The organism is Pseudarthrobacter sp. AB1 (assembly GCF_014926485.1).
Taxonomy (GTDB): domain Bacteria; phylum Actinomycetota; class Actinomycetes; order Actinomycetales; family Micrococcaceae; genus Arthrobacter.
On the sequence record NZ_PZKO01000061.1, the window covers coordinates 1 to 22,854 of the forward strand.

23 protein-coding genes and 1 pseudogene are annotated in these 22,854 nt (G+C 61.7%); 14 read left to right on the forward strand and 10 right to left on the reverse strand.

All coding sequences use genetic code 11. The annotated features are described in order from the left end of the window. Nucleotides 1–174, reverse strand: a pseudogene (locus DAD99_RS17310) (IS1380 family transposase); the annotation flags it as partial. Nucleotides 175–278: 104 nt separating this feature from the next. Continuing rightward, nucleotides 279–473, reverse strand: a complete 195-nt coding sequence (locus DAD99_RS17315; RefSeq protein WP_309233358.1) for a type I restriction-modification system subunit M N-terminal domain-containing protein — start codon at nucleotides 471–473, stop codon at nucleotides 279–281. Nucleotides 474–757: 284 nt separating this feature from the next. On the opposite strand from DAD99_RS17315, the gene DAD99_RS17320 reads away from it, so the two are divergent. Then, a complete protein-coding gene (locus tag DAD99_RS17320; RefSeq protein WP_193342500.1) occupies nucleotides 758–1,924 on the forward strand; it encodes an EcsC family protein in 1,167 nt (388 codons plus the stop codon). Nucleotides 1,925–2,214: 290 nt separating this feature from the next. Then, nucleotides 2,215–2,604, forward strand: coding sequence for a hypothetical protein (locus tag DAD99_RS17325; protein WP_227008180.1), 390 nt, complete (start codon nucleotides 2,215–2,217; stop codon nucleotides 2,602–2,604). 94 nt (nucleotides 2,605–2,698) lie between these two features. Here the strand turns inward: DAD99_RS17325 and DAD99_RS17330 are convergent, their stop codons facing one another. Both DAD99_RS17330 and DAD99_RS17340 read right to left on the reverse strand, forming a co-directional pair. Continuing rightward, nucleotides 2,699–3,733: an AAA family ATPase gene (locus DAD99_RS17330; RefSeq protein ID WP_193342501.1), complete on the reverse strand. Its 1,035-nt coding sequence runs from the start codon at nucleotides 3,731–3,733 to the stop codon at nucleotides 2,699–2,701. Between the two features lie 479 nt (nucleotides 3,734–4,212). After that, nucleotides 4,213–4,905: a DUF6994 family protein gene (locus DAD99_RS17340; RefSeq protein ID WP_193342502.1), complete on the reverse strand. Its 693-nt coding sequence runs from the start codon at nucleotides 4,903–4,905 to the stop codon at nucleotides 4,213–4,215. Between the two features lie 363 nt (nucleotides 4,906–5,268). Between DAD99_RS17340 and DAD99_RS17345 the strand changes: the two genes are divergently transcribed. From DAD99_RS17345 to DAD99_RS17355, 4 genes are all read left to right on the forward strand, one after another. Then, nucleotides 5,269–5,520, forward strand: a complete 252-nt coding sequence (locus tag DAD99_RS17345) for a helix-turn-helix domain-containing protein (RefSeq protein ID WP_193342503.1) — start codon at nucleotides 5,269–5,271, stop codon at nucleotides 5,518–5,520. A 51-nt stretch (nucleotides 5,521–5,571) separates the two neighbouring features. Then, complete coding sequence (locus DAD99_RS21845; RefSeq protein WP_227008181.1) at nucleotides 5,572–5,832, forward strand: hypothetical protein; 261 nt, start codon at nucleotides 5,572–5,574, stop codon at nucleotides 5,830–5,832. Next, nucleotides 5,825–6,376: a hypothetical protein gene (locus tag DAD99_RS17350; RefSeq protein ID WP_193342504.1), complete on the forward strand. Its 552-nt coding sequence runs from the start codon at nucleotides 5,825–5,827 to the stop codon at nucleotides 6,374–6,376. Before DAD99_RS21845 ends, DAD99_RS17350 begins: the two co-directional genes overlap by 8 nt. Before the next feature lie 93 nt (nucleotides 6,377–6,469). Next, nucleotides 6,470–6,754, forward strand: a complete 285-nt coding sequence (locus tag DAD99_RS17355; protein WP_193342505.1) for a hypothetical protein — start codon at nucleotides 6,470–6,472, stop codon at nucleotides 6,752–6,754. 10 nt (nucleotides 6,755–6,764) lie between these two features. On the opposite strand, the gene DAD99_RS21850 is transcribed toward DAD99_RS17355, so the two are convergent. Further along, entirely contained in the window at nucleotides 6,765–7,469 is a 705-nt protein-coding gene (locus DAD99_RS21850; RefSeq protein WP_227008182.1) for a DUF2510 domain-containing protein, read from the reverse strand. Nucleotides 7,470–7,719: 250 nt separating this feature from the next. Between DAD99_RS21850 and DAD99_RS17365 the strand changes: the two genes are divergently transcribed. Then, nucleotides 7,720–8,922 (forward strand): tyrosine-type recombinase/integrase, encoded by a 1,203-nt coding sequence (locus DAD99_RS17365; RefSeq protein WP_193342506.1) that lies wholly within the window; start codon nucleotides 7,720–7,722, stop codon nucleotides 8,920–8,922. Beyond that, complete coding sequence (locus tag DAD99_RS17370; RefSeq protein ID WP_309233359.1) at nucleotides 8,919–10,001, forward strand: tyrosine-type recombinase/integrase; 1,083 nt, start codon at nucleotides 8,919–8,921, stop codon at nucleotides 9,999–10,001. The genes DAD99_RS17365 and DAD99_RS17370 overlap by 4 nt, the downstream gene beginning before the upstream one ends. A gap of 72 nt (nucleotides 10,002–10,073) precedes the next feature. On the opposite strand, the gene DAD99_RS17375 is transcribed toward DAD99_RS17370, so the two are convergent. From DAD99_RS17375 to DAD99_RS17390, 4 genes are all read right to left on the reverse strand, one after another. Next, nucleotides 10,074–11,366 carry an IS256 family transposase gene (locus DAD99_RS17375; RefSeq protein WP_193342507.1) on the reverse strand — a complete coding sequence of 431 codons (1,293 nt, stop codon included), beginning with the start codon at nucleotides 11,364–11,366 and terminating at the stop codon, nucleotides 10,074–10,076. A gap of 263 nt (nucleotides 11,367–11,629) precedes the next feature. Beyond that, on the reverse strand, nucleotides 11,630–12,154 hold the full coding sequence (locus tag DAD99_RS17380; protein ID WP_193342508.1) for a hypothetical protein: 525 nt from the start codon (nucleotides 12,152–12,154) through the stop codon (nucleotides 11,630–11,632). 22 nt (nucleotides 12,155–12,176) lie between these two features. Continuing rightward, nucleotides 12,177–12,494 carry a hypothetical protein gene (locus DAD99_RS17385; RefSeq protein ID WP_227008184.1) on the reverse strand — a complete coding sequence of 106 codons (318 nt, stop codon included), beginning with the start codon at nucleotides 12,492–12,494 and terminating at the stop codon, nucleotides 12,177–12,179. Between the two features lie 586 nt (nucleotides 12,495–13,080). Beyond that, on the reverse strand, nucleotides 13,081–13,854 hold the full coding sequence (locus DAD99_RS17390) for a metallophosphoesterase (protein ID WP_193342510.1): 774 nt from the start codon (nucleotides 13,852–13,854) through the stop codon (nucleotides 13,081–13,083). 426 nt (nucleotides 13,855–14,280) lie between these two features. On the opposite strand from DAD99_RS17390, the gene DAD99_RS17395 reads away from it, so the two are divergent. Continuing rightward, entirely contained in the window at nucleotides 14,281–14,418 is a 138-nt protein-coding gene (locus tag DAD99_RS17395; RefSeq protein WP_193342511.1) for a hypothetical protein, read from the forward strand. 225 nt (nucleotides 14,419–14,643) lie between these two features. Here DAD99_RS17395 and DAD99_RS17400 read toward each other — a convergent pair whose 3' ends face one another. Beyond that, a complete protein-coding gene (locus DAD99_RS17400) occupies nucleotides 14,644–15,204 on the reverse strand; it encodes a hypothetical protein (RefSeq protein WP_193342512.1) in 561 nt (186 codons plus the stop codon). Nucleotides 15,205–15,864: 660 nt separating this feature from the next. Here DAD99_RS17400 and DAD99_RS17405 point away from each other — a divergent pair. The 5 genes from DAD99_RS17405 to DAD99_RS17425 all read left to right on the forward strand — a co-directional run bounded on the left by DAD99_RS17405 (nucleotide 15,865) and on the right by DAD99_RS17425 (nucleotide 22,763). Continuing rightward, entirely contained in the window at nucleotides 15,865–16,575 is a 711-nt protein-coding gene (locus DAD99_RS17405; protein WP_193342513.1) for a hypothetical protein, read from the forward strand. A gap of 128 nt (nucleotides 16,576–16,703) precedes the next feature. Continuing rightward, nucleotides 16,704–17,531, forward strand: a complete 828-nt coding sequence (locus DAD99_RS17410; RefSeq protein WP_193342514.1) for a TnsA-like heteromeric transposase endonuclease subunit — start codon at nucleotides 16,704–16,706, stop codon at nucleotides 17,529–17,531. Next, nucleotides 17,528–19,660 (forward strand): Mu transposase C-terminal domain-containing protein, encoded by a 2,133-nt coding sequence (locus DAD99_RS17415; protein ID WP_193342515.1) that lies wholly within the window; start codon nucleotides 17,528–17,530, stop codon nucleotides 19,658–19,660. Before DAD99_RS17410 ends, DAD99_RS17415 begins: the two co-directional genes overlap by 4 nt. Beyond that, entirely contained in the window at nucleotides 19,661–20,809 is a 1,149-nt protein-coding gene (locus DAD99_RS17420) for a TniB family NTP-binding protein (RefSeq protein WP_193342516.1), read from the forward strand. Then, nucleotides 20,796–22,763 carry a zinc-ribbon domain-containing protein gene (locus tag DAD99_RS17425; protein WP_193342517.1) on the forward strand — a complete coding sequence of 656 codons (1,968 nt, stop codon included), beginning with the start codon at nucleotides 20,796–20,798 and terminating at the stop codon, nucleotides 22,761–22,763. The genes DAD99_RS17420 and DAD99_RS17425 overlap by 14 nt, the downstream gene beginning before the upstream one ends. Nucleotides 22,764–22,854 lie beyond the last annotated feature (91 nt).

Below are 22,854 nucleotides of genomic sequence, written 5' to 3' on the forward strand. Positions count from 1 at the left end.
GGGCCGGTGCCAGGCGCCGGAGGGGACGAACTGGCCCAAACGGTCTTCGCATAGGTCCCTGAATCCGAGCGCGTCAACAAAAGACGTCACCACGTTCAGCCCGGCATGGGAGACCAGCGACTGCTCCGTCGTGGCAACAGGAAGGGACGGGAAAACTCCGGTAATCTTGGACATCAGAAAGGTGCTTCTTTCAGCCGGTGGATCAGTGCGTCGACAACACTATTTTCCCAGCTCAGAAGCACCTTTCGTCGCTTTAACACACCCCGCGGGCGACAGCCTCATGAAAACCCCGGGCTAGCCTTCGCTTCGACCTCGCCACGGACAGCCTCAAATCGGTTCTCGGCATAGGCGAGGAACACCAGCCCGAGCACCGGGTCGCGGTACTGGACCGGCGTTAGTTTCGAGTTGGCACGCAGTTCATCGGCGGCAGCCCAGAGCGTGGCTCGTACACGGGCGAGATCGGAAGTTTTCACGACTAGAGACTATCGGCAAAGGATGACACCGAAGGCACTTTCACGGTGGGTCGCGGGTACCCTGACTACCGTTCGACGCGTCCGCCCTGTTGCGACGGAAGGAAGTCGTCGCACGAGCTCAGCGCAGCCTTCGCGCGCGGCGGGCGCGGCCCCGGCTAAGCGGCAAAGTGGCGAACGTGACGCCATGAGACCCGCAGGCTCCTTGTAGTAGCCGTGGTCCCCAAAGGGAGCCATCCACAGTCTCCATTGACAGGCCGGACTGCGCGGACCGCTACACTGACGCCATGACTGAACCCTCGGCCTATGAGCTCAACGCATGGCGCAGCATCCAGCAATACAAAGGGAGCCCCGCAACGCAGGCTATACAAAGCACGCTGGGCCACGCCTCTGGCTACTTGAGCAGGGCCAATGACCGCGCGGTTGAGTATTTGGAGAGCCGGCCTCGGACCCAGGCACTGGCCGTCCGGACGCAGGAGTTGGTCGCCAAGACTGCCCAGATAGCCGGTGCCACGAAACAAAAGGTCGCCGAGGCGATCCCTGCTGCGGTGAGCGCATGGCAGGGGACTGCTGTCGGTTCGGTGCAGAGGGCAGTGGGAAAGGTCGCGCGCGTCGGGCTTTCGCCCAAACGCGTCGTGGCCAAACACCAAGAGGCCGGGCACGAGATCAAACATCTGTTCGAGCTGCGCGGCCTTGACCTTGAGCAGATCGATGCTGTCCGCGGCCGGGGATCGACCTGGGGGTACCCCGTGGGTGGTGCTGCTGTCAGCGCAATTTCCAGCTTCGTTATCTCCGGAAGCTCGCTGGCCACGGTGGTGTCAGCAGGGGCTGCAGCCGCACCCTCCGGGGCCACCATCGCCGGCGCTTTCGCTGCCGACGCCGCAGCAACATACGGGCTCGCCTCCCGCTGCGTCGGCGAGATCGCACTGTCCTACGGCTTCGATCCCGAAGCGCCCGGGGAGCAGCTGTTCATTATGTCCGTCCTCAATCTGGCCACTGCTGCAACCGCCGGGGCGAAGGCTGCGGCAATGGCGGACATTTCGCGGCTGACTCAGGGGCTGATGCGCGGCAAGACCTGGGCTTTCCTATTGGACGCATCCCTGATTGCCAAGGTTTCCAAGTCCTTCGCCGATCGGTTCGGCAGGCGGCTGACCCAAAAAGGGCTTGGCAAGTTGGCCCCCGGTGTCGGGATTGCGTTGGGTTCTGTCCTGAACTGGGCCACCCTGGATGAGATCGCCTCCGTAGCGGATGTCGAGTATCGGCGCAGGTTCCTTCTGGAGAAGTACCCCCACCTCGCCGACCAGGTCCAGGATGTGCCGATGCCCGACAGGGATGCCGTCGTAGTGGACGGCGAAGTTATCGAGGACGAAGAGATCAGCATCTTGGGGGAGGTGGCGGAGGCCGGCGGCCCCGACCTGCGCGGAGAAGAAACGGACCCGGACGAGGATTCATAAACACGATAAAAAGTTCCTGATGTGGATTCTTGGCTAGCAGGCGAACCGGTCGATGCCGAACTGAGAGATCAGGTAGTGCGCCAACCATATTTGGTACGAGGGTTCCGGTGCCCAGAAATGGCCGCAGGTCTGGGCAAAGACGCTCCAGGCTGCCTAAAACTTGATAGCAACCTGTTCCTCCCATGATCCCTCAGGCGATCCCATGATGGAGGGCAGCCCTGCCCGCTCCTCCAGAAAAGCGGCGGACTGCCCCAGTCGTGCTCAGCTTGGCACGGTAGGGGGTAAAGGCGATGTCTGAAGCAAGCCGCCGGTGGACCGGAACCATCGCCTGGATCCTGCTCGTCCTCACCTCGATGGTCCTGATCGGCTACGGGATCGGGCGAGCTGACTGGCATATCTGGCTGCCGAATCCGGCCGATCAGGAAGAGACATGGATCGGTAGTCGCTATATCTTCGCCGGCTGCGGGCTGTCCCTCGCGGCCGCCGCGTGGTCACACCTTCGTGGCAACCCCGTATGGGTGACGGTCTGCGTTGGGTTGCCAGGGGTTCTCGTGGGCTGGGCTGCGCTGGTGCAGCCCTACAGCCTGCTGCGTCACGTGGCCGCCGTAGTGGCGTTCCCGCTCGCCATGGCCGGGGTCGCAAAGGTCACATGGGTGCGCGGCCGCCGGCAAAGAGGCTAGAAATCCGTCCTCCGGTTGCACCACAGTGGGATAGTTGTGCTTTTCTCGCTCGGGGGCGGTACGTGCCTTCGCCTGACAGCCGCCGCAGATCCGGTCAGACCAGCCAGCGCCACCAGCGTGACTGCTCCGGTTCCGGCGTCGGTTCCGGCTCCGGCTCCTCGCCCAAGGCCAGCGCGGCCTCGACGATGTCGTCCGTGGTGAGCGTCATGACGGCCTCCCGATCGAGTGCGTCGAGACTTTGTTCCTCGTCGAGCGACAGCCGCAGCGCCTGGCGGTTGAGCGCCTGCTCGAACAGCGTGCGGGCGAACCGTGCGTTGCCGGAGTCCTCGCCCGCGTGGAGCCCGGTGAAGATGCGGCGCAGCATCTGGTCAGCACCCGGCTCCAGCATGTACTCGTGCTGGGCCAGCATCTGGTGGAAGATCGTCTGGAGTGCGTCGACGGAGTAGTCGGGGAACGGGATCTCGCGGGCGAACCGGGAGCGCAGTCCGGGGTTCGAGAGTAGGAAGGACTCCATCAGCCGCGGGTACCCGGCCACGATCACGACTAAGCGGTGACGGTGGTCCTCCATCCGCTTGAGCAGGACCTCGATCGCTTCTGGGCCGAAGTCCATCCGGCCGTCCTCCGGGGCCAGCGCGTAGGCCTCATCGATGAATAAGACGCCGTCCAGTGCACGCCGGATCACCCGGTCCGTCTTGATAGCGGTCGCGCCGACGTACTGCCCCACCAGGCCCGAACGGTCGACCTCGACCAAGTGGCCTTTCTGCAGCAGACCGACCGCGCGGTACATCTCGGCCAGGAGCCGCGCCACGGTGGTCTTGCCCGTGCCCGGGTTTCCGAGGAACACCAGATGCTGTGATGTGGCCACCTCCGGCAGGCCGTGCGTCTTACGGCGGGCCTGGACCTGGAGCAGTGCGACGAGGGCCCGCACCTGTTCCTTCACGGTCTCCAGTCCGACCAGAGCGTCGAGCTCGGCCTGTACCTCGGACAGCGGCCGGGCCGGCCCGGGCCTCGCACCGATGAGATCGCCGACCATGTCGTCGACGCGCCCCGAACCGGGCAGCTTGAGCTGATCGGCCAGATGGCCGATGGTTTCGCGCAGGTCGTCGAGCGGATTGCGGCTGGCAGCCATGCATCCACTGTAGTACTCGGTTCCCGACCGGGATGGGGCTGGCCTGACCATTCACGCGGTACAGGCAGTCTCCGTTGGATGATGCGGGCACTGGCCGTGCTTTCGGTGCTGACTACGGCACCAAGGATGAGGCAGAAGGGGCAGGTCGGGACGCTGCCAGGCCGACAAGGTGGAGCCCGTCATCAAGAACAAGGACGGAAAGATCGGCTCCAAGAACAGCTACGGCAATGATCCCTGCGTTGGTCTGCCAGGGGTTCTCGTGGGCTGGGCGGCACTGGTGCAGCCCTAAAGCCTGCTCAGGCACCTGGCCGCCGTCGTGGCGCGTTCCCGCTCGCAATGGCGGGGGTCATCAGGGCGCGCGGCAGCCGACAGCGGGAATAGAGGCAGCCGGGCAGGCGGTGCTCCCTTCGGTAGCGATACGTTCCCATGCGCGCGGCCGTCCTTGTCATGTCCAGGGCCGGCTGGATCTTGGGCAATCCTTATGGCTGTGCGTCGATCGTGGCGTTTCGTGCGGTAATGAAGTTGTTTTTGCGCCGCAGGTAATCGAGGTACTGGTCTTTGTCCTGCTGGACGGCAGGCGTAGTGAAGTTCTTGAAATCGTGGAAGTACTTGATAGTCACCCCGTCCTCCTCTACGAGGTCCTGCAGCAGGAAGAACTTGACGTACCCATCGAAAGTGTTGAACAGGGCGAAGAAATCCTTATACCTGTTCAGGGCATCTGAGAGTGGGTTCGGCTCCACGCCAAGGTAATGGCGCCGGATGCACTCCAAGGTCAGATCAAAGCGGTCTGCGATCAGGGGGTGACAGCCGCGTGCCTGATTGATTACCTGCTGTCCGCCGATCTGGATTCCCGGGAAGACGAGAGCGCTTCCGGCCGTGTAGCCGCGGTACGGAGGGATGTCATCCTTTGGGATGCTGCTTATGAGGCTGGCCGCCTGCTTTTGCAGTCTGGTGGTGATGGCATCGCTGGATAGGCGAAACTCACCCAGATGGGACCGGTGTGCGAGGTACGACTTGGGTTCGGGTGCCAAGTCAAAGAATTCGCCGGAGGGCAACTCCTTGCTCCACAGCAGCTGGTGATGCCTCCGCAGGGTCGGACTGTACCTGTCCGGGTCCTTCCCAGGTGGAGTATCTGAGTGGTATTCGAAGGACGTATCGACGCCGGCGGTCATGCTGTTCTCCCGTGACGAGTGGCTGCAAGTTCGGCGAGGTCGCGGATGGGACGCTGTACCTCATGTTCGCGGCTCTGGCCCCTGCAGGGGGAAGCCTGCTGTGCTGCACGCGGTTTGACCAATGGTTTCATGTGCGGGGCTGGCACAGGAGCCTGCGTGGCTCGTGCTTCCTCCGCAAACGGAATACTGCTCTTGCTCATACGTCCCCCAGTCGTAGTCGTTGCTACCTGGGAACACTCTAGGAAGCCAAGAGGACAAGACGGAAGGGAATCGGTCAATCCTCGGAATCTCTTGCGTCGATCTTGAGCTGTTACCCGCGGGGAATCCGAGAGCGGACGCCAATTGCCCACATAGGATGATCCGGTGACCGACGAACCCAAGAAGCCACGATTCCTGACGATCTCGCAGTCGGCCGAAGAGCTGAACGTGAACCAGAACCAGATCCGTGCCCTGCTCAGGACCGGGGAGCTTCGCGGAATCCAGGTCGGCGGTCGGGGTGTGTGGCGCATCGGGGCCAACGACATCGAAGACTTCATCACCGAGGCCTACCGGCGCACCGCCGAACGGATTGCCGCCGGCGAGCTCAAAGATGAAGGCGAACCCGCGGACGAGTAGCTCCTGCCAAAGCTCTGCACCATATGGCATCATCAGTCCAGCAAGACCGCTATGAAGATGGCGACTGTAGGCGGGTGTGAACCGTTCGGTCAACCGAACGAAGGACCCGCGATGGCCTGTCAGAAAAACCCGTACCCGAACCAGTTCACCGCCTTGCGTGCTCTGGAAGCGATCCGCTCCAGCGGAAAGACCGGTAAGCAACCTGTCAGGGCCTACCCCTGCCAGCACTGCCACAGCTGGCATCTGACGTCTAAGAAGCTCACCGGCAACGTGCCGAAATGGGAACGCCGGCATTCGTTGACCCGTGGTTGACAGCGGTTACGCTGAGGCTGTGGAACGGGTGCTGCTAGACCAGGTTATCCAGACCGATTACGGGCAACTGGACCTTTCGTGGGGCGAGGACGGCTTGTTTGACGGTGACTTTGACCGTTCATACCAGGGGCAGATCAGCGGCTTGGTGGGCGCTGCCAATCCCGACGGGGTGCACGTCAACCTCTCCCGGCGCTCCGGCGGCTCGCCCGTTCGCATGGTTCTGCTGGATGCACCCCCGGGAAGCAATGACGGGCATTGGGAGGACGTCGTCGAGGTATCCATCACGCTTCCGGAAGGGCACGAGATGGTATGGAGTACTCGGGCGGGCGAGAACACTGGGCCCATCGGCATTCCACCCGGTTCCTACCGGCTGCGTGTCAGTGCCAAGGGCCGCGATGAAGGGCACGTAGGGGAGTTCGCCGAGGGCACGGTCGATGAGTACCTCCTTCAACTCTGGCCCGCACCATGGCAGCCCGATGCCATACTCCGTATTGGGAGCGAGAGCGCCAGGTACTGGCATCAAGAAGTTGGCAACCGCCGGTAGGGGTGGTGCCCCTCTGACCTTTCGGCGTAGCCACATCAAGGACACGCCCGCAGGCTCCGCAAGACTGTCGGTGCCCAGGAGCACCATGGAGCTATGACGGCTCCAACAGTGGAGGCGGCAATCCATGAACTGATGGATCTCGCCTGGAATCTTGTTTACGACCTGCTCGATAAGCGGGGCCTGCTCGGTGACGGATTGTTCGTCGAGGAGTACACCGGGATCCATTCCTGGGTGGAAGGCCCTACCCGCTACACGGTGGTGCACTCCCGGACGGCCGCGGTCCTGTTCGTGGACACCCGGCCCGTGGACGCCATCGTCTTCCACCACGACCTCCTCGGCGCCGACGACCCGAGCAGCTTCTTCAGCATCCCTGGGTAGTGGATGAACACTATCCGGGGAATGTGCTCGGGTCGGGTCTGGTTTCGCCGGTCCACGAGCTGCCGTCCCAGTAGCCCAAGACTCCAGGTGTTCCCGCAGGGTACCAACCGGCCGGCGGCAGGGCCGGCTGAGGAGGCGGCGGCGGGACGGACTTCGCCGAAGGGGCCGGGACCGGTTCGACTGGCTTGCGCTCAGGGTCGGCCTGCGCAGCGGACTCGACTTCCTGGCGGATGCCCTTGTAGTTCTCCGTTGACAGCCGCTGGACAAGCTCCCGGGCAACCTTCAGGGAAGTGGCGTGGTGAGTCCACATCTTCCCATCCCAGTAGCGTGCGGTCCCGCCCTGGTCATACCATCCCGCACCCGCTCCACCGGCGTTGAGTCCTGCAATGAGGAACTCGGTGAACCTGGCCGTGATTCTGTCAGAAGCCCGGGGCGCGGGCGTGATCAGGTTATGAATGTGCGTGGCAACGTAGGTATCAGCTTCAGCCTCGCTAAGGTGTCCGGCGGCAACCTCTGCGTCCGTCCAGGCACGGACCCTCTGGTGTTCGGCATCCAACTGCTGGCGCCTTAGTTCGGTCAGCTGTGCAGCAGCTAGTTCCGCTTGAATAGCGTTCTGCTGTGCAATGGTCCGCTGGACGTTGAGCTGCTGACGTCCCGTGACGAAGCTACCGACGTTGGCCGCGGTGTTGAGGCGGTTACCCTTCATCTTGCCCATGGCCCAGATCCCCTTCAAAGGCGTTGGCGGTACAGGGCTGCACCGCGATGTGCTTGGGCCTCGAGCTGTTGAATGCCCCAGCACATGCACTGGACTTTATCCCACACTTCCTCACGAGACGGACTACGACCCCGCGTCTGAGAGGGGCCGGCTCCTCCCGCCGGTAATGATCTGTTTACCGGACTATGTTGACGGTTCACAGCGCGTGTCGTCGGCCTGGGACGAGCCCCGTCAGCGTCATGCTTTGGTCATGGATCTCTCGGATCGCAGTTCGGATCGGCATCGAGCCGAGGGACTGACCGTAGCGAACGTCGGGCGGGTGATCACTCGCTCCGGTGTTCCTGGGTTCGTGGTCCTCGACGCGTCGGGACAGGAGTTCGCTCCTGCCACGGAGTATCTGCTTGAGCTGGCAGCCACGGACTATTCGCCTCAGACGGTACGAACCTATGCCTTGTCGTTGCTCCGTTTCGTTCGATTTTTGTGGGCCGTCGGGGTCAGCTGGGAGCAGGCAACGTCCCTTGAAGCGCGCGACTTCGTGTTGTGGGCGCGCCAGGCCGAGAAGTTCGTCGGGAATCGCAACGTCCCGCAGCGGCGGGGGAGCCGGAACCTTGTCACGGGAAAGAGGCATCTCGGAATGCGTTACTCACCCTCGACGATCAACCACACGACGACGGTGTGTAAGGAGTTTTACGCTTTCCAGCTTCGGATGGGAGTTGGGCCCATCGTGAACCCCTTCGGGCTGCGCCGTGGGCGATCCCATGCGCATCATGACCCTCTACGGGATTTTGCCCCAGTGCGGCGCCAACCCCTGCGTCAGCGCGAGGCGCACCGAGTGCCCAGATCAATTCCGGATGGAAAGTTCAACGATCTGTTCCGGCGTTTGCGGTCCAACAGGGACCGGGCGTTGGTGGCGTTTTATGTCAGCAGCGGTGCGCGGGCGAGCGAGTTGCTCGGGCTCACGGGCGACCGGGTCAACGTGGGCGACCAGCTGATCGGCGTTTACCGCAAAGGCGGCCAGCTGCAATGGTTGCCCGCTGCGCCTGATGCTTTCGTATGGCTTCGGCTCTATCAGCTCGAAGGAGGCGTCGCCGGCCCGGATGAACCGGTTTGGCTCACGCTGCGGGGCGAGCCCCGTCCTCTGTCCTACGAAGCCATGCGCGCCGTACTGAGACGCTGCAACGACCTGCTCGGTTCGAACTGGACGCTGCACGATCTGCGGCACACGTTCGCGATCCGCGCGCTTGAGGGCGGGATGGGCCTTCACGAAGTCCAGGAGTTGCTCGGTCATCAGTCGCTGGCTACGACCACCGTCTATGCGGTTCCGCATATGGAGGAAGTCATCGAGCATTACCGGACCCATCTGAGCAGCAGGACTTCCCCTGCCATTGATAGTTCACCGGCCGGTCAGCCCTATAACCCGGATGAGTTGCGCGTGCTTTGGGGGAACCAGTGACAACTCCGCCCATCAACATCCAGACCAAACGACGAAGCTGGAACGACCTCGCGCCGCCACCACAGAAACAACAACCGCCTGCACTGCCGCCCATCCCTCCTGGACCCTGGGCGCTCGTTGAGACACTTCGCCACACCGGTGCACGGATCGAAGAAGTCCTCGAGTTGGTGCACATGAGCATCCAGCCCTACAAAGTTCCAGCGACCGGGGAGACCATTCCGCTGCTGCACTTCGCTCCGAGCAAGACCGATACCGAGCGTTTGATGGTGGCTGGCCCAGAGCTCGTGCACGTGCTCTACCGAGTGCTTTCTCGTATCACCAAGGACACGGGTCGCGCACCACTGACACAGCGATGGGACTCAGCTGAGAAAGTGCTGAGCTCACCTCTTCCGCATCTGTTCGTCCGCCGCCGTGGCGCCGGACCGCCGAACGTGATGACGACGGCCACCGTCTCCACGCTGCTCAATGACTTGGCGCGACGCGCGCACATCAAGGTCAGCGGTGCCGAGGTGAGATTCACCCCGCACGATTTCCGTCGCATCTTCGCGACCGAGGCACTTGCCAGCGGCTTGCCTCCACACATCGTGCAGGTGCTGATGGGCCATGCCAGCCTGGCGACGACTCAGGGATACGCAGCGATTTATCCCCGGGACGTCATCCGGCACCACCGCACCTTCATCGAAAAGCGACGGGTCATTCGGCCCACCGAAGAATACCGCGAACCAACCGCCGCCGAATGGGACGAATTCGAAGCCCATTTCGTGCAACGCAAACTCAGCCTGGGCAGCTGTGGACGCGCCTACGGCACAGGCTGCCAACACGAACACGCCTGCCTCCGCTGCGCCCTTCTCCGCCCTGATCCCAGCCAAATCAACCGGCTCCAAGACATCATCGACAACCTCCAAGAACGCATCACCGAAGCCGAACAACACGGCTGGATCGGTGACGTCGAGGGCCTACGTGTGACGCTCAACGGCGCCGAAATCAAGCTCGCTCAGATGTATAAACTCCAGACCCATACCGAGCGGGGAATCGTTGAGCTTGGGACCCCACGAGTCAGGCAAGCAAACAACCGCTGACTGGAGGCCACGCCAGGGAGACCGACTATCGTGGCGGGACTGTCTCATTAACGGTGTATCCGGCGTTTTCATTTAGTAGCTTTCAGCTGCCGGGAATCGGTCGCTGAAAGTGATGGCGAAGGCGTTCAAAGCGGGCTTCCAACGCACGGCCCATCGGGTCTTGCCGGCACCGGTCGGATCGAGGGATCGGGTGACCAGATACAGGCACTTTAGCGCAGCCTGCTCGGTGGGGAAATGACCCCGTGCCTTGACGGCGCGCCGGTACCTGGCGTTCAAGGATTCGATGGCGTTGGTCGAGCAGATCACGCGCCGGATTTCCACGTCGTAGTCCAGGAACGGGATGAACTCCTCCCACGCGTTCTCCCAGAGCCGCACGATCGCCCCATATTTCCCGCCCCAGCGCTCCGTAAGGTCCTCAAACGCCGCCCGCGCAGCCGCGGCATTTGGCGCCGTGTAAATGGGCTTCACGTCGCGTTTAAGGGCGTCCCAGTCCTTCTTCGACGCCAACCGGAAGGTGTTCCGGATCAGGTGGATGATGCAGGTCTGCACGGTCGTCAGCGGCCACACATTCGTCACGACTTCGGGCAGGCCCTTGAGCCCGTCGCAGACCAGGAAGAACGTGTCCTTCACGCCGCGGTTCTTGATGTCTGTGAGTACGCTCATCCAGAACTTCGCGCCCTCACCGCCGGTCCCGGCCCAGAGACCCAGGATCTCTTTCTCGCCCTCCAGAGTGACACCGATGGCGGCGTAGATGGGCCGGTTGGCGACCTGCCCGTCCCGGATCTTCACGACAATGGCGTCGATGAAGATAGCCGCGTAGACCTCATCCAGCGGCCGGTTCTGCCACGCCGCCATCTCCTCCAACACCCTGTCGGTGATCCGCGAGACCGTCTCCTTCGACACGGATGCGCCGTAGATCTCGGCGAAGTGCGCGCTGATTTCTCCCGTGGTCAGGCCCTTCGCGTAGAGCGAGAGGACCATCTCATCGACCCCGGTCAGGCGGCGCTGGCGCTTCTTGACGATGACCGGCTCGAACGTGCCGGCCCGGTCCCGCGGCACATCCACTTCCACGGGGCCGGTCGTTTCCGTCAGCACCGTTTTCGGGCGAACCCCATTGCGGGAGTTGGCAGTCTGTTTGCCGGCCGCATCGTGCTTTTCATATCCGAGATGCTCGGTCATTTCTTCATCGAGCGCGGTCTCGATCACGGTCTTCGTCAGCTGCTTGAGCAGCCCGTCGGGACCGGTCAGGGACAGGCCCTGCTCCTTCGCCATCCTGACCAGTTCGCGGGCAGCGTCGGCCTCTGATATTTCTGTCTTCCTCTCAGCAGTTTTCGTACTCGGCACAGCCTCAAGTGTTGCGGCCATATCGGGCTCCTTCCCGCCAGGCTTACCGCCCGGCGTGTCGAGCCGGATACACCGTTAATTCCACAGTCCCTCGCTATGAGCCGCACAACCAAGTCTCGCCAGCCGCTGCCGTAACATAACCCCTATGCCCGGCACGACGACCCGCCGGATGCTATTGCGTATTTATAGCGGAAACGCCACAAATACGGTTGGGACACGCTCCGCCTGAAAACCATCAATGGGGACTTCACCGTGGGTTTTTGCTGGCCACGGCTGATACAGGGTCAAAGGGGCCGCTTTGCGACTGCCTTCACCCAGGATGTGCTTTCGATGCCTAGCTTCTTGTCTGTTGAGAGCCGCAGGCGGGCGGCGCGAACGACTACGCGCTCTTCGTCGGGGCCGATACCGCTTTGTAAATGACTTCCATCAACGGTCTTCTTTTCGGCAAGGGCGGACATTGTCTCTCTGTCGCGGAGCGGGCTCTTCCAAGCTTCGGCGATGATCCGGCTCTCTTCCTTGCCGGATAAATTGCTGGTGTTCAGGAGTTCCAACGCAGCGAAGCCGACCTCACGTCTCTTCGGATCATCAAGGCACGCTTCCAACGCCCACTGTGCCCGAGGCCACCAGTCGCTGCGGTTGCCAGGATTGATCGCGGCAGTCCGCCGCCGCAGCGCGACCCAGCCGATCGCCGCGATGAGGACGGCACAGAGGACGACGAGCGGTCCGAGGGCGGCAACGATCTGCCACCATTCAGCCTCCGCGTCATGGATGATGACGTCGATACTGCTGGGTGAAGGCGCAATGTTCACGGGACCAGCATAGGCGCAAAGTTCACGCTTCCGAAGGGTTCAGGGCAACGATCCGCACCACAGGCGAGGTAGTTCTGAGCGTCACAATATGGTCGTCGCGGACCTGGACCCAGAAGCGGGCCGGTTCTCCGAGGGCGCATGACTCGAGCAAGAGTAGTTCAAGTGATTCCCCGTCGCGGCGGAGCTGCGAAATCCCGGCGTCGAGATAGCCGACGAGCGGCTCGGTCACGGCCATCTTCCGCGTTACGGTTCTGGCTGTCAGATCGAGTACGTAGTGACTGCCGGTGGCGGTGGTCACGAGGTAGCGGCCCGCGTCGTCATTACGTAGCTCCTGCACCATGGCGCGAGTGTAACTGTGGCCTGTGACAGTTTCCATGGGTATTAGGGGCGACGCGGCTTATCGTGCTGGGGCCCCGCCAGTGGTTCCTTAGTGCCCGAGGACAAGGCCGCTGGGTGGACCGGAGGCTGGTTCACGCTAGTTCTGTACTACCCACTCGGCGCGGCTTAGAAAGCCTAGGGCGGGATGCCTACGCAGGGCTTTTATTCCGGCAGGAGATCCTACGATGAGCAGGCCGACTGGGAGGCTCCGGGTGATGTGCAGTTGGTGAGCGCCGATGAGAACTGGCACGGCCGAGGCTAACGGTTGGCGAACATCCCGAAGAATCAGGAAGCCGCTTTCACGCAGAAGGGACGGATTAGGGGCCACCTCGCGAGCGACCAGCTCATAGACGGGCCATCCCGCCTCGCCAACTACTCGTTTGGCCGTTTCAATGACCTCCCTGCTAGCAGCGGGTCCGGTACAAGTAGCGATCGTCAGTAAGGATGGTGTTCCTGGCCCAACGCTTAGGGAGTAAGCCAGCTCGTGCGCCCACTCGACCGCGTCCATGCTTCCTACTCTAGGTCAGCCACCGTGAGGATGCAGGTCGCTATGGGTTCCTGATTTCAAGCGCGTCAATCCGCAGCAGAGCTTTGCCAGGCCAGACGAGAACACCATTCCCGTGACGGGAGTTTTCCATATCGAGCACGTCTACTCTCGTGACCATGCCATTCGAATGGCTTAGCTCGTGGATGCGTCGCTGATGCCAGTGGCCGCAAAAGACATGAGGCACGGCCAGCGCATCGACTACTTCTCTCAGAAGGTAGCGGGTTTTGTTCGCCTTCTCAGTCAATTCTGTGCTGAGCTGAAAGTCACCCTTTAGTGGAACGCCTGCCGGAGCGTCGTGCGCGATCAAGATGTCCAGGGGACCGCCGGCGATGAGTGCGCCGGCTTCCTCACGGGTGGGTTCTTCGTTGCGCCACCAGTCCTTCCCCTCGGTCCTGTGCTCATAGTCGACGCTGAAGGCGCCGCCCAAGCCGCCGACGGCAAGGCCATCGATCATGGTTCTGCCGCCACGCGGCAGGACCCGGATATTTGATCGGATGGTTGCTAAGCCGTCGTCTTCGACGTGAAGCTTTTCCAAAGTTCCCCAGTTGTCGTGGTTACCCCCGGAGACGACGAGCGTGATCCCCAGGTCAATCAGGTACTTGTTGAGCTTCGCTTCGTAGCGTCCCCGCTTGGCACCCGGCCAGTCCAGACCGAAGTCACCGACGTGGAGCGCGGTGCGGACACCTTCGCGGGCTGCTGACCTGATGGCGGTCAAAGCCCATCCGGCCGCGCCGTGCCAGTCACCGAAGACTGCAAGGGGATGGGTGCCAGACACCCGTCCAGCATAAAGTAAGCCCGGGTTCGGAGGCGATGATGGGACACTCGTGATAGCAGCGGCGGGCGCATGCGACCGGCCCCCTTTTTTACCGGGAGGCGGCCGAGGAGTTGCGCGACCATGCATGACGGACCTCGGCGTCTGGTGGCGTGGCTATTCGAGGTACTGCTGGCGTTGAGGAGCTCCAGTACGGCGAGGTCGAGCTCCTATCCCGCCGGATAGGCGTGCAAGGTCGCCGCTGATGCCCATCTTGCTCAGGGCCGATATTCTGACCGGTGCGGCAAGGGGACTTGTTCCAGGGCCTTGGACAGCCTCCGTGCCCACTGTCATCGGATCGAATGCCGGGTGCACCCTGATGCGACCGCAAGAGCGTTTTGGCTGAATCCGGGCCGAGGCCACGCTCGGTGGAGACCAGCGTTGGGCGCCATGGCGAACACTTTCCGTTCGGGGCAGACAGTATCGATGCTCGAGGGGGTCAACGTCAACGAAGTAGCCGATGTTCTCCTAGACGCGTACGCCATAGGGCTGTTTCGCCCGGCGCTCACCCGGAACGTGTACAGCTGATCGTGGGCCAGGGTGTTCCGGTGGCCATCGTCAGTGACCAGGTGCACAGGCGAAAGGCGGAGAAGGGGAATGGAAGTCCGAAGGGGGAATTCGTCAACCCTCGACGGATCCGGGCGCTTGAACACCTGGCACCGGGCCGACCTTTAAAAACCCATGTGGAGAAGGCCACCAAAAACCCATGTGGAGAAGGCCACGCCGCTGTGCAAGGCTTGTCCGGGATTAAGCTCACTGATTCCTCGCTCCGGTTGAGGGGTCCCCAGCTGCACCAGGCTCCGAGTCTGATCGAGAATCCGGTAGCGAAGCGTTCTTCCTGGCGTCGTATTCGGCTTCCGAAGCCTTCGCCAATTTGAGTTCCATAGCCATAGCCTCCCTCATGAGGTTGAACGCCTCGTGGCGCTTTCGCGCGGCTTCGATCTTTTGGTCGCTTGCGATCTGTTCGGGCGAGCGGGTCTCGTTGGCCTCCAGCAACGCCGGGACGACCAGGCCCAGAAGTCGTTCGGCGTCCGCAATGTCCTCGAGTCGCATCAGAGCTTCGCCCCGAAGGACCTTGGCCATCCGGTCATAGCTGACGCCGGCAAGCTTTGCGTAGCTGCGGACGTTGTGTCCCATGTCCCGGAGCGTGCCGATGATTTTCACTGCAAGGGCATGTTGTAGACGGGCGGTTGCGATCCGCTTTTCTTCCGTTTCTGTGCTGCCTTCGAGCCAGGAGATCCGGGCTACCTTGCCGAAGTAGAGCCGGTCCGTAGGGACGGCCATAAGTCGGGGCTGGAAGCGGGGGGCACTCATGGCCTGATTTTAGGCTATGCCCCCGAAACACGAGTGCCACAGTCTTCAGGTCTCATGCCCCTCAATGTCCCGGAGTTCGCAGAGTGATTCTGGCGGTTGCTGGCGATTACAGCCAGTCTTTAGGGCTATTGACACGCCCTTAGGGCGGCGTAGATTTGAGAAAGACGCTCAACTGAAAAGTCGGTCGCGTCGTGACAGCGGGGTTCTTGGCAGTGATGCCAAGCTGTGTTTAGAAGTGTGGTTGAAGCTGTGCGTTCTGCGGGTGCAGGATTTTTGGTCGCGTCGGCTTGGGTAATCTCCGCCCGCGCCGAGTCGACGCCGATATTGAGGGTGGATCCAGATCAAGGGCAGCGGCGAGACGCCGAAGATAAATATGCCAGACGAGACTCTACGCGTGGTTTTGAGCGACAACGTGGGCGACCCGTCGCGGAACTTCAACGAATACGGGCACGTCATTCTGCTTTGGCGGGAATGCAAAAGAGACGGGCGTGGCGCCTCCCCGGGCAGGCGGATGAGCGACCTTGCCCCCTCCACGTTTCCTTTCCTTTGTGCAGACGCGGATGCAACTATCAGCACAGCCGGCCGACAGTGCACCTCCGGAAGCGGGACCGGGTGGACTGCTCGTACGTGAAGGACACGTCTCCGTCCGGGCAGTCACCAGTGCCCCTGCTCGTGGTGGCGAAGTTTGTCCGCCGCGAACAGATGCCGCTTTCGATGCTTTATCCGCTGCCTAACAGGATCTTCAATGTACGTGCCTTCCTGCCTGGCAGCGAAGCGCAAATCAGCTCACCAACTTCTGCTGTGAGGGTCAAAACATCAACCGGACAGCCCGGGCTGGCGAGCCTGACCATCATGATCGACAAATCAAACCGGTCGATACCGGCAACGAGCGTCCAAGCACTGGATACGAGACCGGACACTGCAGACCTCATCGCCCAAGCGCTGGCCCCACCAGCGACCCGACCTGTCGGGAAGCTGTTAAGGCGTGGGGAATTGCAGCGGATGAATTTTCCTTGGCCGGCACTCCTCGATGACGCGGCGCACGCGGCGGCCGCGGCCCGCCGTCCCCCCTTCCGGCTGTCCAGGGTCCTGACGGACGAGGATGACCGCTCTCGTGCGGCCGAATCCGCTTGCCGAGAAGTCGGTATCACCCTCGTCACCACCCCAGAGACACTGTGGGCCTATGCGATTGTTGAACGCGCCTTCATCACCATCCAGAAACAATTCGTCAATAAGTTACCTGGGCAGTCTCGCCGCGGTTACACGGGCACGGAGAGTGGTGAGGAGGACCTCACCCTGATGGAGGATCTAGCCATCCTGTTTGACCGCTGGGTTGTCCAGCTATGGCCGTCCGTGCGGGGAGATTACTAGGAAAAGCAGACACTTCTCAGCCAGAACAGCGGAAGGGTTGAGGCCTTGGCCAGTCGGGGGCATTGGCGTGGCGCAGCATATTCTGTGGAGCGTCTCATTTGGAAAAAGGTCCAGAAAAAGAGCAATGAATGCATGATCATGGAGCAGAAGAAGCGTCCCCGTGCAGCCTTGAAATCCGTCGGATAGGAAAGAACCAGGCGACTTCGTCGCACCCCTACAGGGGTGCCAGTATCAAGGACGGCCTGGAAGAAGTCCGTTGGTATTACCCGGAATCGAAGCCTGACGGCGAGGTGCATGTCGTGGACGGAAGCCCGTTCACGGGTGACCTCTCACGAGCTGTTCCCGTTCGCACCGGTTACAAGTACCCCCAGCGGATCAACCATGAAGGTCTGTACATTGTGGGGCAGACCGGCGAACAGGTCTGGTATGAGTCGATGGAGGAATACGTGGCGCTCATGCAGATCGAACACACGATGTCCATTGGCGCCATTGCCTCGCAGCCGTGCTGCTTCCTGCTTCGGGGCGAAATGGCCCACTATCCGGACTACGCCGTCAAGACCAACAAAGAGGCGACCACCATCGTTGATGTACGCAGCATGAAATTCACCACCCTGCGCGACATCGTCAAGTTCAATCGAACAGCCCAGGTTTGTGAACAGCTCGGTTGGGGGTACACCATCATCGAACCCCTGTACGGATACGAAGAGCACAACTTGGTGTGGCTCGCCGGATACCGCCACCGGTACGCCGCCCCCGACGAGGAACTGAGAGAACGTATCGTCGCCGCTACCACAGAGCCAATTGAACTGATGCGCCTGGCGCGCGGATTGGATGCAGACCTCGAATGGCGGTACCTGCCGGCTATCTTCCACCTCATGTTCACCCGGGTCCTTGACTACGACCGCAGTACTTCGCTATGTGACGCCACTCGGATCTGGAACCGTGAAAAGTCATGAGCAACCCGCTGGAACGGGACCTCGCACGGCCCATCGTCATGGATGGAGTCGCGTACATGGTGGAAGGACATCAGGGATCAGACCTTGCGCTGTTAAACACTCTGACCGGCCAAACGCTGACCATGAGGTACTCGGCGGTCATGCGCCGCTGTGGACTATCGGACCTTTCCCTGGAAAATGTTGTTACGGCGCGCGCGGCCGACGAGCACCTTCAGCCTCTGGCGAAGTGGAAGAAGGACTTCTTGACCCGCCACGTTGAGGAAGTGGCTTACGGCAAGCCCCTCGACGCGGAAACGTACCGTCCCGAATACGGCCCGCAGAACGCCACCCAGAATGAACGGCTCGACAGGAAGGCCCGCGAACTTGCACCGCTTAAAATGCGGGGTACATCCCGCTCCAACCTGAAGAAGCTCGTAGGCAAACTGAAGAAACAGGACTCCGCCGGATTGGTGGACGGCCGTTCCACCCGTATTCAGGATCCGTTCGCCGGCATCGACTCCAGGCTGTTCACAATGATGGCCCGGCGGGTGGAAGAAAAGAAAAACGATTCAACTCCCACCACCCAGCAGCTCGTCGACGAGGTCCGTGGCGATTGGATTGAAAAGTACCCGGGCGAAATGGACCGGCTGCCCTCCGAGAAAACCCTTCGCCGCAAGTTCAAAATACTTACCGCGGGCCGCTACACCACAGGCAGCGCCAACAATCGCCGCACCAACGAGGGAAGTCCGAAACGCTACGTCGCTGCCCGGCCTGCGCACGCCCCGGGGGAGCAGTGTCAGATGGACTCCACGCCGATCGACATGATGGTTCTCGACGACAACGGCAAACCTGTCCGGCCCACCCTGACCACGTTGATCTGCGTGGCGACCCACAGCATCCTTGCGGCGATGGTTACGGTCGGCGTGAAGGGCATCGACCTGGTCTATTTGTTGGCCAAGGCGCTGTCGATTCCGGAACTGCGGCCCGGTCCCGCCCTGCCGTTTAACCTGCACGAGATCCGGGCTATGCCGTGGGCGGCAACACTTATCGAAGCGGACCTGGAAGGTAAGGACACCGGCCGGCCGATCATAAGAATCCAACGCGTCGTCATGGACCTCGGCCGCGACTTTCAGTCCAACGCCGTCCTGGCTGCCTGCCATATGCTCTGCATCGACATAACCAACGCGTCACCCGGAACCGGGACCGACAAGGCCATCGTCGAACGGTCACACCGCACCATCAAGGACATGTTCGTCAGGCACCTGCCCGGCTTCACGGGAGGCAATCCGGATGACCGTGGCAAATACGTTGAAAAGCGCAAAGACCTGATCAGCATCCATACGCTCGCCTACCTTCTGGATCTGTGGATCTGCCAGGTGTGGCAGAACATGGAGACAGATGCGCTGCGAAACCCCGAGTACCCCGGCCGCCGGTACAGCGCCAACACCATGTACGAGGCACTCACTTACCGGACCGGTTGCCTATTCACCCCCATCACCCGGAACACCTACATCAGCATGCTGCCAGTCGAGGAGAGAAAGATCGGCCGCGTCGGATTTCCATTACACAACAGGCGTTACGACACTGCCGACCTGGATTTCTACCGCGGCAAGCCGTCGGGAAATAAGCTGGCCAAGGACCTCTGGCGTGTCCATTACGAACCGGACAACCCCGCCGCGGTCTGGGTCTACATTACCGAGCTGGACTGCTTCCCAGATGCTGGAAAGTACATCGAATGCCCTTGGGTGAACTCCGATGCGTTCAACTCGCCCTTCTCGCGTGCGACCCGTGAGAGTGCCGAGAACATCGCCGCTCTGGGGCAACAGATTACGGCAAAGGAACGCAGCGACCTGTCCAGACGGCTGGCAAAGGGCGCCGCCGCAGCGGCAGAAAAGGAGTTTCGCGCGGCGGCGGACCGGGAGCAAAACGGGAAACTGGCCGACGAACAAGGCATCGGGCGTCCCAAACCCAGGACGGTCGTGGAACCCGAAGACACCTCCGAAATGTGGGCGGGCGCCGCCAGCGCCGGTGCCTACAAACTGTTCGACCCCGACGACATCGTGAACGCCATGGACCACATGCACGACCGGTCCGGGGACGCCGCTGCGGACGCGCCGGAAAACCGGAAGCCCGACGAGGAAGGCCTCTAGATGCCCGATGATCCTGCCGCCCCATCCGGAGTGGACGCCGTCACATCGAACGGTCTCCACCGGCTCAGCGGGCCCATCGAGGACGACAAGTCCCTCATGAGGTGGGAGTCCCTGAACAATCTGCTCGGCCCAAGCCGGAAAGAATTCCAGATGATCGACCGGCCCTCCTATGACGCCTTAACGCTTGACAGCAGGCTGGCATTCAACCGGGCCCGCATCCGATACATGGCCGGAGAAATGATCATCACAACCGGAACAGTTCTTGACCTCATCAAGCAGTTCACGAAGGCCCACATGATGAACGATGGATCGCTAATCGGCAGACGCGGCGTACTGCTCTCCTCGCCGGCTTCCACCGGCAAATCCACAGCCTGCCTCGCACTGATCGAGTACTACCTGGACCGATTCGATAAGGACTATCCCGGGGCCATCGCAGAGGGGGCCATTCCGGCCATCTACGTCTCCATACCCGCCACCCGCACCGTCAAGGGCGTCCTCCAGCGGATCGCACGGTTCCTCGCGCTGCCGTTCAAGAATTCCGACACCGAAACAGACCTAGCAGCCATGCTGCAGGCCACGCTGCCCGCCGTATCCACAAAACTGATCGTCCTCGACGAGGTTCAAATGCTGGGCAATGCCGCATCACTCTCCCGCCCCGCCGTCAACAACTTGAAGGACCTGACAAATTACTTTGAAGGCACCATCGTGTACTCAGGGCTGGACCTGAAGGACTCCGAGCTTCTGCAGAACGACGAAGGCCTGCAGCTCAAGCGCCGCGTCTTCAACGTCGAGGTCATCGATTTCACCGGAAAGTTGACTGAAAGGAAGGCGGATGAATGGTCGAAAATCGTAGCTGGATTCGCCACCGAGCTGCCCCTCTACGCAACAAGTCCACAACTACTCAGGGCAGAGGCTGACTGGCTCCATGGGTTTACCGGGGGCAACATCGGAACGCTGAAGGCCGTCTTGCTCGACGCCGCCGCCAGCCTCATCCTGGAAGACAAACCAGAACAGGAGACGATCACCCGGGGGCTACTGGAATTGTCCGTACGTGACTACGCCGCCGAAACCGGGAAAACGAATACGAAGCCTCCGGCGCCGCTGCGGGGAGCGGGCAACCGGAGAAGACTAGGCCATGCCGGAAATTGAACCGATCCACGCCCTGCCGGTGGCGCTGCGGATCAAGGCGTGGCACGGAGAAACCGTGTACAGCTTCGCCAGCCGCCTCGAACGCAGTCTGCATGCCAGTAAGGGGGTCATCGGCCACCTTGCGTATCTTGATGTGACCCGCAGCACCGGGAAGCGGGCGACAGCGAAGCAGACCACCGAGCGCATGGTCACGCTCTGTGAGGCCATGTGCGTTGTCCCGGCGGGAACACTGAACGTCTCAATGAAGAACCTGCCTTTCGCCTCGCACTTGTGTAGCGAGTGCGTCGGCGACCAGGGCGCAGAGTACGTGTGGAACGGAGGAAGGCACACCTGTGCGATTCACAACCAGTGGATCGGCCCGGCCCCCGCACCAACACGGCCGTCGCGATTCGAGCCGCATCCGGCTGGGGACGTCGCTGTACTGGCCGTTAGCCAAGCCGTGGTGGACGCGGATCTGCGGCTCGAAGCTCTCCAGACAGAGGGCAGGGTCACCCGCAGGCTGGTTGATGAGGTGGTACACCGGGTCGATTCTGAACGCTCGCAAACTCACTGGGATTCTTCCCGGCCCGAAGACCTCCCAACAGTCGCCGCCGTCCTAGCCACCATCACCGATCCGGAAGTGCAGACCGCTGTGCTTGACGAGACCGTTCCGTTCACCGAGAGGTACGCCAGGCTCGCCACGGCGCTGGCGATCACGGTGCCGGCGTGCACCCCTGGACTGTGCGACCAAGTGTGGCTGCTCCTGCGACCCACGGCCGTCTGGGTGCGCACTACGCACCTCGGCCAGCCCCCGGTAGACAGCTTCGAGCCAGCTCTTACACCGGCACCGACCATGGCATTCTCAGCCCCCCGCCACACGCTGGAACCATTCAGCCACTCCATGAGTTGCCTCCAGACAGTAGGCAAGGACGGCGACCGATGGTGGCAGGACCGCTACATGATTGTTCAGCCATCAGGGGACCCCGCATTTCTCCTGATCTGCGACGACGGACACGTCCAGCGAACTCAGAAGGCGCATGCACGCAGATTCAGGACGGAGGCCTTCCACTGCACCATCTGCACCGGTCAACGAGTCGTTGCGGGCATCAACTCACTGGGGGATGTCATGCCCGAGCTCGCCCTCGAATGGGATCAAGCCGCCAACGGTGACTTGACCCCCTACATGGTGTCGCGGGCATCCAATAAGAAAGTCGGCTGGATCTGTAAAGAAGACCACCATTACCCGGCGTACATCGCGAACAGAACGCTTCAAGGCACCGGTTGCCCCGACTGCGCCAGCAGAGCTTTCCAGCCAGGCATAGATGATTTGGCCACAGTGCACCCTGACCTAGCCGCCTTGTGGGACTACACAGCAAATGGAAACCTGGAGCCGGGAGGCGTTTCGGCCAGCAGTCAAACTGTCAAAGTCCACCTACGTTGCCGCAATGGACACCCCTTTGTTCGCACCCCTGCTGACTTGGTCCGCTATGACGGGCGGTGCCAGACCTGCGTCGGCCGGATACTAATCCCAGGTGTGAACGATCTGGCGACCGTTCGTCCTGATGTCGCCTCCTGGTGGCATCCCACCAGGAACGGTCACGTCACCCCTGGCACGGTGAAGCCAGGGAGCGAACTGGTTGTGTGGTGGCAGTGCGACGACGGTCATGCCTTTCCTGCAATGGTCGCCTACAGATGCAACCAGAAGAAGAGGACGTGCCCTGTGGACACCGGTCATCAGCTTCTAATCGGAGTCAATGACATTGCCAGCAAAGAGCCCGACCTCGTGAAGGACTGGGACCACTCTCTGAACGGGACGGACCCCACCCAAACGCTGCGCGGAAACAAAAAATGGTGGTGGACATGCCGGTTCGGACACACCAAACAGGCCAGAGTCGCCAATCGGCGCCGATCCGGAGGGTGCCCCGACTGTGCAGTGGAGAATCGCTTGGGCCAACCCAAGCGGGGTTCTTCCTGAAGCTAGCTTGGGTTCCCGCTATGTTGGCTCCGGTACCGGTTGTCAGGGTGGCGGCGATCGGCGTGCTCGCTGGTGGGCGCCGGTTCCAGGT

Coding starts and splice junctions, on each gene's coding strand:
- DAD99_RS17320 (WP_193342500.1), top strand. CDS start 758: ATGACTGAACCCTCGGCCTATGAGCTCAACGCATGGCGCAGCATCCAG.
- DAD99_RS17325 (WP_227008180.1), top strand. CDS start 2,215: ATGTCTGAAGCAAGCCGCCGGTGGACCGGAACCATCGCCTGGATCCTG.
- DAD99_RS17330 (WP_193342501.1), bottom strand. CDS start 3,733: ATGGCTGCCAGCCGCAATCCGCTCGACGACCTGCGCGAAACCATCGGC.
- DAD99_RS17340 (WP_193342502.1), bottom strand. CDS start 4,905: ATGACCGCCGGCGTCGATACGTCCTTCGAATACCACTCAGATACTCCA.
- DAD99_RS21845 (WP_227008181.1), top strand. CDS start 5,572: ATGAAGATGGCGACTGTAGGCGGGTGTGAACCGTTCGGTCAACCGAAC.
- DAD99_RS17355 (WP_193342505.1), top strand. CDS start 6,470: ATGACGGCTCCAACAGTGGAGGCGGCAATCCATGAACTGATGGATCTC.
- DAD99_RS21850 (WP_227008182.1), bottom strand. CDS start 7,469: ATGGGCAAGATGAAGGGTAACCGCCTCAACACCGCGGCCAACGTCGGT.
- DAD99_RS17365 (WP_193342506.1), top strand. CDS start 7,720: ATGGATCTCTCGGATCGCAGTTCGGATCGGCATCGAGCCGAGGGACTG.
- DAD99_RS17375 (WP_193342507.1), bottom strand. CDS start 11,366: ATGGCCGCAACACTTGAGGCTGTGCCGAGTACGAAAACTGCTGAGAGG.
- DAD99_RS17385 (WP_227008184.1), bottom strand. CDS start 12,494: ATGGTGCAGGAGCTACGTAATGACGACGCGGGCCGCTACCTCGTGACC.
- DAD99_RS17395 (WP_193342511.1), top strand. CDS start 14,281: ATGGCGAACACTTTCCGTTCGGGGCAGACAGTATCGATGCTCGAGGGG.
- DAD99_RS17400 (WP_193342512.1), bottom strand. CDS start 15,204: ATGAGTGCCCCCCGCTTCCAGCCCCGACTTATGGCCGTCCCTACGGAC.
- DAD99_RS17410 (WP_193342514.1), top strand. CDS start 16,704: ATGCATGATCATGGAGCAGAAGAAGCGTCCCCGTGCAGCCTTGAAATC.
- DAD99_RS17415 (WP_193342515.1), top strand. CDS start 17,528: ATGAGCAACCCGCTGGAACGGGACCTCGCACGGCCCATCGTCATGGAT.
- DAD99_RS17420 (WP_193342516.1), top strand. CDS start 19,661: ATGCCCGATGATCCTGCCGCCCCATCCGGAGTGGACGCCGTCACATCG.
- DAD99_RS17425 (WP_193342517.1), top strand. CDS start 20,796: ATGCCGGAAATTGAACCGATCCACGCCCTGCCGGTGGCGCTGCGGATC.